The sequence below is a fragment of the Pseudomonas sp. LH1G9 genome (assembly GCF_002949975.1).
In the GTDB taxonomy this organism is placed as follows: Bacteria; Pseudomonadota; Gammaproteobacteria; order Pseudomonadales; family Pseudomonadaceae; genus Aquipseudomonas; species Aquipseudomonas veronii.
The window spans coordinates 3,974,493-3,988,811 of sequence record NZ_CP026880.1 but is presented as its reverse complement, the minus strand read 5'-3'; the positions used below and the strand labels follow the sequence as shown (position 1 = coordinate 3,988,811).

Sequence of the window (14,319 nt, the reverse complement as noted above, 5' to 3'; positions counted from 1 at the left end):
ACAAGCACCCGCTTGGGGAAAATCCGTTCCCGCCTGACGGTGAACGCCAGGCACACACGATCGGCTCGAAAACCGCCCGGTCGAGTGTTCCAAAATATAGCCAGCAGGTAGTAACAGACGCCTGAGGGAGGAGTGGCTCCCTCAGGAGATAAGGTTAGCCAGAAATCAGATTTTTACGTCAGGCGCAGGCTTATCGCTCGGATTGGCGATCAGTTCCTTGACCTTGTCGCTCATCGGGAAGTTCAGGTTCAGGCCTTTTGGTGGGATCGGGCTTTCGAACCACTTGCTATAAATCTTGTTGATTTCACCGGATTTGTAGAGCGCGACGATGGCGTCATCCACGGCTTTCTTGAACGCAGGATCTTCTTTGCGAACCATGCAGGCGTAGGCTTCGAAGGACTGCGGAGTACCAGTGATAACCCAGTCATTCGGCTTCTTGGCCTTGGCTTCTTCACCGGCCAGCAGGGCGTCGTCCATCATGAAGGCAACGGCGCGGCCGCTTTCCAGCATCTGGAAGGACTCGCCGTGGTCTTTGGCGGAGATGACGTTCATGCCCATCTGCTTGTCGGCGTTCATCGCCTTGATGATGCGCTCGGACGTGGTGCCGGCGGTGGTCACGACGTTTTTGCCTTTGAGGTCGGCGAAGTCGCTATAGGACGGCTTGCCATCCTTGTCTTTCTTGACCAGCAGGCGGGTGCCGATTTCGAAGATATTGGTGGTGAACGCCACTTGCTGGGCGCGCTCGGCGTTGTTGGTGGTGGAACCGCACTCGATGTCCACGGTGCCGTTCTGCACCAACGGGATACGGGTCTGGGAAGTGACCAGGTTGTACTTGGCCTGCAGTTGGGGCTTGTTCAGGTCTTTTTTCAGGGCTTCGACGATAGCCAGCTGAATGTCGTGGGAGTAGCCCACCGGTTTACCCGAACCATCCGCGATGTAGGAAAACGGAATGGAGCTGTCGCGGTGCCCAAGGGTGATGGTGCCCGAGTCGTTGATTTTTTTCAGCGTGCCGGTGAGTTCGGCGGCGAAAACTGGAGTGCTGATCAGAGCGGCAGCGATAGCTGCGCCCAAAATATGGGGAACGATGCGCATCAATACTTCCTCGACATTTGTTTTTTTTATGAAGCCGGTTAAGCGGCTCTCTTATACAGCGAATGCCCGTGACGGCTCCTGAGGCATCTCAGGCAATCGTCCTGAAGTGTAGAGCATGAGTCGTGCCAGTCCACGAGTAAAAGGTTAACTATATGATTTATATAGAAATTAACTTTTTATGAGCGAGGATTTATAACGGCCAGGTCCGGCAAACCGAATCGCGCAGGGGAATGGTGTTCGGAAAACCGAATGGCTGAACCGATATGAAAAAGCCCCTGGGCCTTGCGGCGCAGGGGCTTTTGTACGAGCAGTCTGTCAGGCCGCCTGGATCTTGCTGCGGTTATGCTCAACCTTGGACAGATAACGCCGCACATTGGCCTGTTCTTCCGGGGTGGTGAACAGGCCAAGCTTGGTGCGGCGCCACAGCACGTCCTCGGGTTGGGTCGCCCATTCTTCGGCGCACAGGTAGTCGACTTCGCGGGTATACAGGCCGCCACCGAGGTGGTCGCCGAGGTCGGCCAGCGATTGCACGCCTTCGAGCAGGCGCCAGGTGCGGCTGCCGTAGGTGGTGGACCAGCGCCGCGCGATCTCGCTTGGCACCCAGTCGAACTGGGTACGGATGGCCGCAGCGAGGGCTTCCGGCGTGCTCATGTCTTCGCCGCCCGGCAGGCTGGCGGTGGCGGTCCAGCTTGGGCGCATCTGTGTGAAATAGGGCGCCAGGTGAGCCATCGCCGACTCGGCGAGTTTGCGGTAGGTGGTCAGTTTGCCGCCGAACACCGACAGGATCGGCGCCTCACCAGCGCCGCCGGAGAGCGACAGGGTGTAGTCGCGGGTGATGGCCGACGGGTTGTCCGACTCATCGTTGCACAGCGGGCGCACGCCAGAGTAGGTGTGGACGATGTCGTCGCGGCTCAGTTGCTTCTTGAAGTGAGCGTTGACCACCTTGAGCATGTAGTCGGTTTCACCTTCGGTGATCGCCACTTTCGCCGGATCGCCGGTGTATTCGCGGTCGGTGGTGCCGATGATAGTCAGGTGGTCCAGGTATGGAATCGTGAACACGATGCGCTGGTCTTCGTTCTGCAGGATGTGCGCGTGGGCGCCTTCGTACAGTTTCGGCACGATCAGGTGGCTGCCCTGGATCAGGCGGATGCCGTAGGGCGAATCCAGCTTCAAGTCTTCCTTGATGAATTTGGCGACCCACGGCCCGGCGGCATTCACCAGCGCCTTGGCGCGGATCGAGAACAGGCTGCCGTCGGTGCGTTCCATGTTCATTTCCCACAGGCCCTTGCTGCGGTACGCGCTGACGCAACGGGTTTGGGTGTGGATGTGGGCGCCTTTTTCACGCGCGGCCATGGCGTTGAGCACCACCAGGCGGGCGTCATCGACCCAGCAGTCGGAATATTCGAAGCCTTTGGTGATTTCGCTTTTCAGCGGGCTGTCGGGGCCGAACTTGAGGCTTTTCGAACCGGCGAGCTTTTCGCGCTTGCCCAGGTGGTCATACAGGAACAGGCCGGCGCGGATCATCCACGCCGGACGCAGGTGCGGGCGGTGCGGCAACACAAAGCGCATCTGCTTGACGATGTGCGGGGCCTTGGCCAGCAGGACTTCGCGTTCGGCCAGGGCTTCGCGCACCAGGCGGAATTCGTAATGTTCGAGGTAACGCAGGCCGCCGTGGATCAGCTTGCTGCTGGCGGAGGACGTGTGGCTGGCCAGGTCGTCCTTTTCGCAAAGGAATACCGACAACCCGCGCCCGGCTGCGTCTGCTGCAATGCCGACGCCATTGATCCCGCCACCGATTACGGCAACGTCATAGACTTCGGCAAGCGGTGGAGCAGGCAAGGTGGAAGGGTTCATCGGCTGGCCTCGCGATCTTTTCGTATTGGAAATCGAACATTAATGTTCATTTCCGAAAATGGTAGCTGATAAACGCGCCCACAGCCACCCGACTTCGATTGAAAAAACTCATCGAAGGGCGAGAAAAGGAAAATTTGTGAACATGTGCCTGGGGAAGGCTCAAGGAAATGGGGGCTGGATCAATCGCTATCGGGGGCAAGCCCCTCCCACATTTGAATGGGTTCACACATCAAAGTGTGGGAGGGGGCTTGCCCCCGATAGCATCAGTGCAGGCGCTAGACGACTTCCAGCCGAACCTTATGCTGGTTCAACAACTGCACCAGCGCCGGCACCGGCTGCTGGTCGGTCACCAGGCAGTCCACCAGGCTGATCGGGCCCAGGCGAATCATGGCATTGCGCCCGAATTTGCTCGAGTCGGCCGCCAGGATCACCTTGCGCGCATTGGCGATGATCGCCTGGGAAACCCGCACTTCCTGGTAGTCGAAGTCGAGCAGGCTGCCGTCTTCATCGATACCGCTGATGCCGACCAGGGCGAAATCGACCTTGAACTGGTTGATAAAGTCGACGCTGGCCTGGCCCACCACGCCGCCGTCACGTCGCACACTCCCGCCAGTCAGCAGCACGTCGAAGTCGTCCTTGGCGCTGAGCATGGTGGCGACGTTGAGGTTGTTGGTGATGATTTTCAGGTGATTGTGGTTGAGCAACGCACGGGCGATGGATTCGGTGGTGGTGCCGATGTTGATGAACAGCGAGGCATGGTCGGGGATTTGTGCGGCGATCGCTTCGCCGATGCGCTGTTTCTCGTCGCGCATCTGGTCGGCCCGCATGGCGTATGCGGTGTTTTCGACGCTGGAATCATAGGCTGCGCCGCCGTGGTAGCGGCGCAACAGGTTGGCGTCCGCCAGCTGGTTGATATCGCGGCGGATGGTTTGCGGGGTGACAACGAACAACTGCGCCATTTCCTCGATACTGACGTAGCCGCGTTCGCGGACCAGTTCGAGGATTTGTTGCTGGCGGGGAGGCAGATTCATTGGGCGTCCTTTGGGCTGCCATACAAAAGTGGCCCATGATGACGCAGGAATCTGCTCCCTGCCAGTTACAACCCTAAGTGGTTCCGGCGAAGGGCTTATTCAGCGCCTTCGTGCGGTTCCCAATCACGGGTGCGGCTCACCGCTTTTTGCCAGCCGGCGTAGAGTTTCTCCTTGGCCGCTTCTTCGAGCTGGGGTTCGAATTCGCGCTCGATCACCGCTTTGCCGCGCAATTCCTCCAGGCTGCCCCAGAAGCCGCAGGCCAGGCCCGCCAGGTAGGCGGCGCCGAGTGCTGTGGTTTCGCGCATTTGCGGGCGTTCGACCTGGGTGCCGAGGATATCGGCCTGGAACTGCATCAGGAAGTTGTTGGCCACCGCGCCGCCGTCCACGCGCAGGGATTTAAGGCGTTCGCCGGAGTCCTGCTGCATCGCGTCCAATACGTCGCGGGTCTGGTAGGCAATCGACTCCAGAGCTGCGCGAATAATGTGATCCACGCGCACGCCACGGGTCAGGCCGAACAACGCGCCACGGGCATACGGGTCCCAATACGGCGCGCCCAGGCCGGTGAACGCGGGCACCAGGTACACGCCGTTGCTGTCCTTGACCTTGCCGGCGAAGTATTCGGTGTCGTGGGCGTCGTTGATGATTTTCAGCTCGTCGCGCAGCCACTGTACGGTGGAGCCACCGTTGAACACGGCGCCTTCCAGGGCGTAGGCCACTTCGCCACGCGGGCCGCAGGCGATGGTGGTGAGCATGCCGTGCTTGGATTTCACCGCTTTGTCGCCGGTGTTCATCAGCAGGAAGCAACCGGTGCCGTAGGTGTTCTTGGCCTGGCCCGGTTCCACGCACATCTGGCCGAACAACGCGGCCTGCTGGTCACCGGCGATGCCGCCGATGGCAATGCCACTCTTGGTGCGGCCGTAGATTTCCGACGAAGATTTCACTTCCGGCAGCATTTCCCGTGGCACATCGAGGATGTCCAGCATCTTCGCGTCCCACTCCAGGGTGTGGATGTTGAAGAGCATGGTGCGAGAGGCGTTGGTGTAGTCGGTGACGTGGGTCTTGCCGCCGGTGAATTTCCAGATCAGCCAGCTGTCGATGGTGCCGAACAGCAGCTCGCCGTTGCGCGCACGTTCGCGGCTGCCTTCGACGTTATCGAGAATCCACTTGAGCTTGGTGCCGGAGAAGTACGGGTCGGTGACCAGGCCGGTGGTGTCGCTGATGTATTGCTCGTGGCCATCACGCTTGAGCTGCTGGCAGATCTCGGTGCTGCGGCGGCACTGCCAAACGATGGCGTTGTAGATCGGGCGGCCGGTGACTTTGTCCCAGACCACGGTGGTTTCGCGCTGGTTGGTGATACCGATGGCGGCGACCTGGTCATGGTGCAGGCCGGCCTGGGCCAGGGCTTCGACCATCACCGCGCTCTGGGTCGCGAAGATTTCCATCGGGTCATGTTCGACCCAGCCCGCTTGCGGGTAATGCTGGGCGAACTCACGTTGGGCGGTGCAGACCACGTTGGCGTCACGATCGAAGATGATCGCCCGGGAACTGGTGGTGCCCTGATCGAGGGCAATGATGTAGTTCTTATTCTGAATGTCGGTCATGTCGATTGCCTTGGACGAGAAATAAGGAAGTGGGTAAACCGCCTGGGCCACGAAGGGGCAGGGTGGACCAGGCTGGCTATCAGGAAATGCGGGTGTTGCCGTTGACGGCGCTGTCTTCGGTTTCGGCGACAGCGGGTGCGGCGCTTGGCAGGTGACGGGCAATCAGCCCGCGATACGCTGCAGCCCCCAGGCATGCACCGACAATCGGTGCGAAAATCGGCACCAGGAAGTAGGGAATATCACGCCCGCCAGTAAAGGCCATTTCACCCCAACCGGCGAAAAAGGTCATCAGCTTGGGCCCGAAATCCCGTGCCGGGTTCATCGCAAAGCCGGTCAGCGGGCCCATCGCGCTGCCAATCACCGCGATCAGCAAGCCGATCAGCAGCGGTGCCAACGGGCCGCGTGGCAGGCCGTTGTTATCGTCGGTCAGGGCCATGATCACGCCCATCAGGATCGCGGTGATGACCATTTCCACCAGGAAGGCCTGGGCCGTGCTCAGCAGTGCATGGGGATAAGTCGAGAATACCGAGGCCAGTTCCAGGCTGGCCTGGGTGCCGCGCACCAGATGGTGGGTTTGTTCGTAATCGAAAAACAGGTTGCTGTAGAGCGTGTACACCAGGGCCGCGGAGCAGAAGGCGCCGGCGACTTGGGCGAGGATATAGAAGGGCAGTTTGCGCTTGTCGAAATCGGCAAAGAGACACAGGGCGATGCTGACCGCCGGGTTCAGATGTGCCCCGGAGATGCCCGCGCTCAGGTAGATCGCCATGCTCACGCCGATCCCCCAGATGATACTGATTTCCCATAAGCCAAAGCTGGCACCCGCGACCTTGAGCGCAGCGACACAACCGGTACCGAAGAAGATCAGAAGCGCAGTCCCCAGGAATTCGGCCATGCATTGGCTCGAAAGTGAAGGCTGTTGAAGTGCAGTTGTCATGGAAAACCTCAATTTGTTGTTCTTGTCTGGCGTCTGGCCTCAACGGGCCTTGCGCGATTTTCACCGTGTCGAGGATCCCCATCCCGGGCACGGCTTACTGCTGGAATGCTGCGGATGTATTCCTACAGTATTCGGAAACGAAAAAATATAGACAAGAATGACTGCTGTCAAAGGTCGAAAGTGAACTATCAGTCATTTTCGAACTATAGGTTTGATGAATGATCACGCTCGCCACAGTAAGTATTGCCATGAGTGAGGGGCGTACTAGAGCGTTTTGTGTGGGCTTGGCCTAGAATTGGCCATCCGTTTGCCACGCCTGGAGCGTCCATGACCCCTGCATTGGATTTGTTGAAAAAAGTTCGCGCCGAACATCGCATTCACAGTTATGAACACGATCCCAAAGCTGCCTCGTATGGCCTGGAGGCCGCGGAAAAGTTGGGTCTGGACCCGGCGCAGGTGTTCAAGACCTTGCTGGCGAGCAGCGAGAAGGGCGAATTATTGGTGGCGGTGGTGCCGGTCGTCGGAAGTCTGGACTTGAAAGCCCTGGCGCACGCCGCCGGGGTGAAAAAAGTCGAGATGGCCGACCCGGCGGCGGCGCAGCGTTCCACTGGCTATCTGCTGGGTGGGATCAGCCCGTTGGGACAGAAAAAGCGTTTGCGCACCTTTATTGATATTACTGCGCAGCCGTTCCCGACGATTTTTGTCAGCGCCGGGAGACGGGGGTTGGAAGTGGAGTTGTCCGCAGCGGTTCTGGCCGAGCATACCCAGGCCACGTTCGCGCCGATCGGCCGGGCCTGAGTTCGAAGGCTGGAGCGGGTTTCTTCAGTTGGCCGGGCTGTAGCGCCGCACACCCGAATCGGTGTGCGGAATCTGCGCCGCCGTGCTGCCGGAAGCCCGGAACAGCACCAGGTGTTCGACGGCGACGCGGATCCCCACGTCTGCACCGACCTGATGGTCGGCGTGGCTGGGGAAGATCGACTCCAGCTGGGCACCCGTCGGCAGTTGCAGGCGGTACAAGGTCGAGGCGCCGAGGAACGTCTTGCCGACGATCCGCGCTTTCAACGCGCTGTCCGGTGCGTAGACGATGTCGTCCGGGCGCAGCAATACATCCACGGCGCCACCTGACGGCCAGCTATACGCGCGGTTGCCGCGCAGGTCGCCGAGCTCGGTGCTGACCGATTCCGGCGTACACAATTGGCCACGGATGAAATAGCCCTGGCCGACAAAGCTTGCGACGTAGGGTGTGAGCGGTTCGTGATAGAGGTTGTAGGGCGTATCCCACTGCTCCAGGCGACCTTCCTTGAACACGCCGACGTGGTCACTCACGGCAAATGCTTCTTCCTGGTCATGGGTCACCAGGATCGCACTGGTGCCACGTGCCTTGAGAATCTCGCGCACCTCATGGCTGAGCTTGCGTCGCAGCTCGCCATCGAGGTTGGAGAAGGGTTCGTCGAGCAGCAACAATTGCGGCTCCGGCGCCAAGGCACGGGCGAGGGCCACGCGTTGTTGCTGACCACCGGACAGCTCGTGGGGAAAACGCTTGCCCAGGTTCTTCAGGTTGACCAGCTCCAGCAATTCGGCGACCACGCGGTCTTTCTGCGGGTGCTTGCGAATGCCAAAGGCGATGTTGTCGGCCACGCTCAGGTGGGGAAATAGCGCGTAGTCCTGGAACACCATGCCGATGCGACGTTTCTCCGGCGCTAGGGTGAACCCTGCACTGGAGATGACTTCGCCGGCCAGGCTGATTTCGCCTTCGTGTACCGGTTCGAACCCTGCGATCGCACGCAGGGTGGTGGTCTTGCCGCACCCCGAGGAGCCGAGCAGGCAACCGATGTCGCCGGCGTTGAGGTGCAGGTTGAGGTTCTGTACCACCCGCTGATCTTGATAGCCGCATGCCAGATTGCGCAGGTTCAGCAGTAATGGCTTGCTCATGCGTGGTGGTACGCCGGTTCGACCAGAAATTCGAGCAGGGCCTTTTGTGCATGCAGACGGTTTTCAGCCTGGTCCCAGGCGACCGAACGCGGGTCGTCGAGCAGATCGAGGCTGATTTCTTCGCCACGGTGGGCAGGCAGGCAGTGCATGAACAGCACGTCCGGCGCGGCCTGGTCGAGCAGGGCGCGGGTGACCTGGAACGGTGCAAACAGCTTCAGGCGCTTGGCGGTTTCGTCTTCCTGGCCCATGGAGGTCCAGACATCGGTGCTTACCAGGTGCGCGCCGACCACCGCGTCTTTTGGATCACGCAGGATCTGCACGCGACCATCGGCTTTGGCCAGGAATTCGGCGGACGGCTCGAAGCCTTCCGGGCAGGCGATGCGCAGGTGGAAGTCGAACTGGATCGCCGCTTCTATATAACTGTTGCACATGTTGTTGCCGTCGCCGATCCAGGCCACGGTCTTGCCCTGGATCGAGCCACGGTGCTCGAGGAAGGTTTGCATGTCGGCCAGCAACTGGCACGGGTGCAGGTCATCGGACAGGCCGTTGATCACCGGTACCCGAGAGTTCGCGGAAAATTCGGTCAGGGTGCTGTGGGCAAAGGTCCGGATCATCACCGCATCGAGCATGCGCGACATGACAATCGCGCAATCGCTGATTGGCTCGCCACGGCCCAACTGGGTGTCACGCGGCGACAGGAAGATGGCCTGGCCACCCAACTGGATCATGCCGGCCTCGAAGGACAAGCGGGTGCGGGTCGACGATTTCTCGAAAATCATCCCGAGCACGCGGTTTTTCAAAGGCTCAAACAGTACGCCGCGGTTACGCAGGTCTTTAAGCTCAATGCCTCGACGGATCACGCTGACCAGCTCTTCGGGCGTGCAATCCATCAGGGAGAGAAAGTGCCTTGCGCTCATCATTAACTACCTTTTTGCAACAGACCGCAGATACTCAAAGCCTTGTTTATTGTGAAAACGGGCGAGACCTGCGGCGAAAGCCGCACGGGGCGACGAAATAGGGGAAGGCGCGATCTTATAATTAAATGTCGCGTCTTACCAATAGGGCTACGGTGTTTAGGGGTGTTCAGACAGGCGCGAGAGCGCTTTTGAAGACGATTTCCTGACAGCAGCAGGTCATTTGTACACTGGCCCTGCGACCTTTTGCAATCCGCGAGGGCGGGGCCAGGCCAGGCTGCGTCGGTTTCAGGGGCACTTCCGCAGGTTTTGAAACATTTTCTCACGCTTGCCCATGGCCTGGCCTGATGCCCTTCGATTCACGCGACGAACGTTGCTGGTGCCCGCCGCAGTCGCGGCCCATAGTCAGGCCAAAGCCCTAATAAAGAGACTGGCCATGACCAAGACTCTCCACCACCGTGCCTGCCATCTGTGCGAAGCCATCTGTGGCCTGACCCTGGAAACCACCCAAGCCGAAGACGGCAGCCTGGCGATCACGTCGATCAAGGGCGACCCACTGGACACCTTCAGTCGCGGGCATATCTGCCCCAAGGCAGTGGCGCTGCAGGATATCCAGAATGACCCGGACCGCCTGCACCAACCCATGTTGCGGGTGGGTAGCGAATGGCAACCGATTGCGTGGGAAGACGCCTTCGCTCTGGTGGCCGAAAAACTGGCGGGCATCCAGGCTCGCTACGGACAGAATTCAGTGGCGGTGTACCAGGGCAATCCCAGCGTGCATAACTACGGGCTGATGACCCACAGCAATTACTTCCTTGGCCTGCTCAAGACACGCAACCGGTTTTCCGCGACGTCGGTCGATCAGTTGCCTCATCACCTCAGCAGCCACCTGATGTACGGCCATGGCCTGTTGTTGCCGATTCCGGATATTGACCACACCGACTTCATGCTGATCCTCGGCGGCAACCCGCTGGCGTCCAACGGCAGCATCATGACCGTGCCCGACGTGGAGAAGCGCCTCAAGGCCATCCAGGCCCGGGGCGGCAAAGTGGTGGTGGTCGACCCGCGGCGCAGCGAGACGGCGGCGATTGCCGATCAGCACCTGTTTGTACGGCCCGGTGGCGACGCCGCGTTGCTGTTCGGACTGCTCAACACGTTGTTTGCCGAAAACCTGACCCGTGCCAGTCACTTGCCAGTCGACGGCCTGGACGACGTGCGCCGCGCAATCGCCGGGTTTACCGCTGAGGCCATGAGCCGCCAGTGCGCGCTGCCTGCCGAGCAGATCCGCCAGTTGGCGCGGGATTTTGCCGCGGCGGACAGGGCCGTGTGTTACGGGCGCATGGGCGTTTCGACCCAGGCATTCGGCACGCTGTGCCATTGGCTGGTGCAATTGATCAATCTGGTCACCGGTAACCTGGATCGTCCAGGCGGCGCCTTGTGTACCACGCCAGCGGTGGACCTGGTGGCCTCCACCTCCGGCGGGCATTTCAATCGTTGGCAGAGCCGTGTGTCGGGGCGTCCGGAGTACGGTGGCGAGTTGCCGGTGTCGGCGTTGGCGGAAGAAATGCTCACCGAAGGTGAAGGACAGATCCGCGCCCTGGTCACCGTGGCCGGCAATCCGGTGCTATCGACGCCGAATGGTCGCCAGTTGGAGCAGGCCCTGGATGGGCTGGAATTCATGGTCAGCGTCGATCTCTACATCAACGAGACGACGCGTTATGCCGACCTGATCCTGCCGTCCACCTCAGCGCTGGAAAACGATCACTACGACACCACCTTCAATATGTTCGCGGTGCGCAATGTCAGCCGTTTCAATCGTGCGATCCTGCCCAAGCCTGACGGCGCGCTGCACGACTGGGAGATCTTCGTCGGCCTGGCCAAGGCGTTTGCCGCGCACACCGGGGTTGCGCTCAAGCCGACCCTGCCACCGGCGCAGATGATCGACTTCGGCCTGCGCGCCGGCGTGTATGGCGATGCTTCCAGCCACCAATTGTCGGTGGCAATGCTCGCCGAACACCCCCACGGCGTGGACCTGGGCCCCCTGACGCCCAACCTCGCCGCGCGCCTGAAAACTGCGAATGGCCGGGTACAGGCCGCGCCGGCCGTGATTCTGGCGGACCTCGCGCGCTTCGCGGCGCAACCGCTGCCACCGGCCGACGAATTGCTGTTGATCGGCCGCCGCCATGTGCGCAGCAACAATTCCTGGATGCATAACTATCACCGCCTGGTGAAGGGCAAGCCCCGGCACCAACTGCTCATGCATCCGGAGGATCTGGCCCGCCGCCAATTGAGCGACGGGCAGCGGGTGAAGGTCAGTTCGCGCATCGGCATGATCGAGGTCGAGGTCGCGGCCAGCCTGGACATGATGCCAGGCGTGGTCAGCCTGCCGCATGGTTGGGGCCACGGGCGTCCGGGCGTGCAGATGACGATCGCCAGCCGTCAGCCGGGTGCCAGCGCGAACGACCTGACCGACGAGCGGCAGTTGGATGAGTTATCGGGCAATGCCGCGCTGAACGGCGTGCCGGTCCACGTAGCTGCGGCATAAGGTCTCCGAGCACCGCGCTGGGATTTTGCGTTACAATGCGCCACCGTGCCGACCTGTGAGTCGCAAAGTTCCAGCCGAGGTGTTCCATGGATATCATCGAAACGATCAAAGAGCAGATTGCCAACAACACCATTCTGCTTTACATGAAGGGCTCTCCCAATGCCCCGCAGTGCGGCTTCTCCGCGAAAGCGTCCCAAGCCATCATGAAATGTGGCGAGAAATTCGCTTATGTGGATATCCTGCAAAACCCGGAAATTCGCGCGAACCTGCCGAAGTACGCTAACTGGCCAACTTTCCCGCAACTGTGGGTAGCCGGTGAGCTGGTCGGCGGCAGCGACATCATCAGTGAAATGTTCGAGAACGGTGAGTTGCAGACGTTGGTCAAAGACGCAGCGGCAAAAGCGGCAGCCCAGACTGAAGCTTGATTGGCCTGCAACAAAAAGCCCCGCTTCTCATACGAGAGCGGGGCTTTTTTGTACTTCATCTGTAGGAGCGAGCTTGCTCGCGAAGAACGTCAACGATAACGCGGGCCCCCTGATGGAATGCGGGGCCCTTGAGTTTTTCGCGAGCAAACTCGCGCCTACCGTGAATAAGGGTTATTCACCCATCTGCGATTGCAGGTAGTTCTCCAGGCTGACCTTGTCGATCAGGCCCAGTTGGGTTTCCAGCCAGTCGATATGTTCTTCCTGGTCTTCCAGGATATCTTCCAGCAGTTCGCGGCTGCCGAAGTCCTTGGTCACTTCGCAGTGAGCGATGGCGGCCTTGAGCTCGCTGTGGCTCTTGCGTTCGAAGCCCAGGTCGCTGCTGATCATTTCGTGGGTGTGCTCGCCGATGTTCAGCTTGCCCAGGTCCTGTACGTTCGGCAGGCCTTCCAGGAACAGGATGCGCTTGATCAGGGCATCGGCGTCCTTCATGGCTTTGATCGATTCCTTGTACTCACGCTTGCCCAGCTTTTCCAGGCCCCAATCGTCATACATGCGCGCATGCAGAAAGTACTGATTGATCGCGACCAGTTCATTGCCAAGGATTTTGTTGAGTTGCTGGATGACTGAGATGTCGCCTTTCATGATTGGGGTCCTGCCCTTTATTCGCGGTATATAAGCAGGAGTCTGCGTGGCGAGCCCCTGAGTGTCAAACCTAAGTTGTTGAATAATAAATGAAAATTAATCTGAATAAGAATGTTTATGTTCCGCGTCTTGGCCCTAACTAATTGAATTGCGGGCATAAAAAAGCCGGACACTAAGTCCGGCTCTTTAAAATACGTTGATTCAGGCGTGTGTAAATTCTGCTGAATAGGGCAGCGCGACCTGAGCTGTTTGCAGCTGCGTCAGGGTTTCCCGTACCACTTGCTTGGCGAGGCAAGCACATTTGCCACATTGGCTGGCAACGCCGGTCGTTTCACGCACTTCCTTGTAGCTGCAGCAACCTTCGTAGATTGCTTCGCGGATTTGTCCGTCGGTGACGCCAGTGCAGAGGCAGACATACATAAGGGAGAACCATCGCGGGTTTAAGGCTTAAGTGCGATGGATCTTAATGTTAACGAGAATGATTGTCAAAGTAGTTTTGCCGTGCTGGGCCGCGACTTTGCCTGTGCGCTGACGAACGGTTTTTTCAGTGTATGATGGTCGGTCTTCACGAAGCGTGACTGCGTCACAGGCTTGTCGCTTATGCGCGGCAGACTCAAGGCCGGTCCTTTTACTTCAATCGTCACCCCTGCATCAGGAGATATCCAATGAGCGTACTCGTCGGCAAACAAGCCCCGGATTTCGACGTACCTGCCGTTCTCGGCACTGGCGAAATCGTTGACAGCTTCAAGCTGTCTGAAGCCATCAAAGGCAAATACGGCCTGGTGTTCTTCTACCCGCTGGACTTCACTTTCGTCTGCCCTTCGGAGCTGATCGCTCTGGACCACCGCATGGACGATTTCAAGGCGCGTAACGTTGAAGTGGTCGCGGTTTCCATCGACTCCCATTTCACCCACAACGCCTGGCGCAACACTGCCATCAACGATGGCGGCATCGGCAAAGTCAAATACACCATGGCTGCCGACATGAAGCACGACATCGCCAAGGCCTACGACGTTGAGTCCGAAGGCGGCGTGGCGTTCCGTGGCGCGTTCCTGATCGATGACAAGGGCGTTGTGCGCTCGCAGATCATCAACGACCTGCCGCTGGGCCGTAACATGGAAGAGCTGATCCGTCTGGTCGACGCGCTGCAATTCCACGAAGAGCACGGCGAAGTCTGCCCTGCCAACTGGAAAAAAGGCGACAAAGGCATGAACGCTTCGCCAGAAGGCGTTGCAGCCTACCTGACCGAGAACGCCGGCAAGCTGTAAGCCACGTTTGCGGTAAAAAAAACCGGCCTGAGAAGGCCGGTTAATGAGATGGTCACCCCCAACACCCTGTGAGGGCTACGC

13 protein-coding genes are annotated in these 14,319 nt (G+C 59.6%); 4 read left to right on the top strand and 9 right to left on the bottom strand.

Going from position 1 to position 14,319, the window contains the following annotated elements:
• Positions 1-165: 165 nt before the first annotated feature.
• The 5 genes from C5F70_RS18550 to C5F70_RS18530 form a co-directional block, all read right to left on the bottom strand.
• A complete protein-coding gene (locus tag C5F70_RS18550) occupies positions 166-1,092 on the bottom strand; it encodes a glutamate/aspartate ABC transporter substrate-binding protein (RefSeq protein ID WP_017844611.1) in 927 nt (308 codons plus the stop codon).
• A 315-nt stretch (positions 1,093-1,407) separates the two neighbouring features.
• Positions 1,408-2,946, bottom strand: a complete 1,539-nt coding sequence (gene glpD, locus C5F70_RS18545) for a glycerol-3-phosphate dehydrogenase (RefSeq protein WP_046384546.1) — start codon at positions 2,944-2,946, stop codon at positions 1,408-1,410.
• 275 nt (positions 2,947-3,221) lie between these two features.
• Complete coding sequence (locus tag C5F70_RS18540) at positions 3,222-3,977, bottom strand: DeoR/GlpR family transcriptional regulator (protein WP_017844613.1); 756 nt, start codon at positions 3,975-3,977, stop codon at positions 3,222-3,224.
• 95 nt (positions 3,978-4,072) lie between these two features.
• On the bottom strand, positions 4,073-5,578 hold the full coding sequence (gene glpK / locus C5F70_RS18535) for a glycerol kinase GlpK (RefSeq protein WP_017844614.1): 1,506 nt from the start codon (positions 5,576-5,578) through the stop codon (positions 4,073-4,075).
• Between the two features lie 79 nt (positions 5,579-5,657).
• Positions 5,658-6,512, bottom strand: a complete 855-nt coding sequence (locus C5F70_RS18530) for an MIP/aquaporin family protein (RefSeq protein WP_026139753.1) — start codon at positions 6,510-6,512, stop codon at positions 5,658-5,660.
• A 327-nt stretch (positions 6,513-6,839) separates the two neighbouring features.
• Between C5F70_RS18530 and ybaK the strand changes: the two genes are divergently transcribed.
• Positions 6,840-7,310, top strand: coding sequence for a Cys-tRNA(Pro) deacylase (gene ybaK, locus C5F70_RS18525; RefSeq protein WP_017844616.1), 471 nt, complete (start codon positions 6,840-6,842; stop codon positions 7,308-7,310).
• A 24-nt stretch (positions 7,311-7,334) separates the two neighbouring features.
• Here the strand turns inward: ybaK and C5F70_RS18520 are convergent, their stop codons facing one another.
• Together C5F70_RS18520 and argF are read right to left on the bottom strand one after the other, a co-directional pair.
• The gene (locus C5F70_RS18520; RefSeq protein WP_017844617.1) at positions 7,335-8,444 is read right to left on the bottom strand and encodes an ABC transporter ATP-binding protein; all 1,110 of its coding nucleotides are present in this window, start codon (positions 8,442-8,444) and stop codon (positions 7,335-7,337) included.
• Complete coding sequence (gene argF / locus C5F70_RS18515) at positions 8,441-9,361, bottom strand: ornithine carbamoyltransferase (protein WP_104903838.1); 921 nt, start codon at positions 9,359-9,361, stop codon at positions 8,441-8,443. The genes C5F70_RS18520 and argF overlap by 4 nt, the downstream gene beginning before the upstream one ends.
• A gap of 433 nt (positions 9,362-9,794) precedes the next feature.
• Between argF and C5F70_RS18510 the strand changes: the two genes are divergently transcribed.
• Together C5F70_RS18510 and grxD are read left to right on the top strand one after the other, a co-directional pair.
• A complete protein-coding gene (locus C5F70_RS18510; RefSeq protein WP_102617512.1) occupies positions 9,795-11,903 on the top strand; it encodes a molybdopterin oxidoreductase family protein in 2,109 nt (702 codons plus the stop codon).
• Positions 11,904-11,989: 86 nt separating this feature from the next.
• Positions 11,990-12,328, top strand: coding sequence for a Grx4 family monothiol glutaredoxin (gene grxD / locus C5F70_RS18505; RefSeq protein WP_046384543.1), 339 nt, complete (start codon positions 11,990-11,992; stop codon positions 12,326-12,328).
• Positions 12,329-12,499: 171 nt separating this feature from the next.
• On the opposite strand, the gene bfr is transcribed toward grxD, so the two are convergent.
• Both bfr and C5F70_RS18495 read right to left on the bottom strand, forming a co-directional pair.
• On the bottom strand, positions 12,500-12,970 hold the full coding sequence (gene bfr, locus C5F70_RS18500) for a bacterioferritin (RefSeq protein WP_017844621.1): 471 nt from the start codon (positions 12,968-12,970) through the stop codon (positions 12,500-12,502).
• A gap of 201 nt (positions 12,971-13,171) precedes the next feature.
• Positions 13,172-13,390 carry a bacterioferritin-associated ferredoxin gene (locus C5F70_RS18495; RefSeq protein WP_026139755.1) on the bottom strand — a complete coding sequence of 73 codons (219 nt, stop codon included), beginning with the start codon at positions 13,388-13,390 and terminating at the stop codon, positions 13,172-13,174.
• Between the two features lie 245 nt (positions 13,391-13,635).
• Between C5F70_RS18495 and C5F70_RS18490 the strand changes: the two genes are divergently transcribed.
• Entirely contained in the window at positions 13,636-14,238 is a 603-nt protein-coding gene (locus tag C5F70_RS18490; RefSeq protein ID WP_017844622.1) for a peroxiredoxin, read from the top strand.
• Positions 14,239-14,319: the final 81 nt, after the last annotated feature.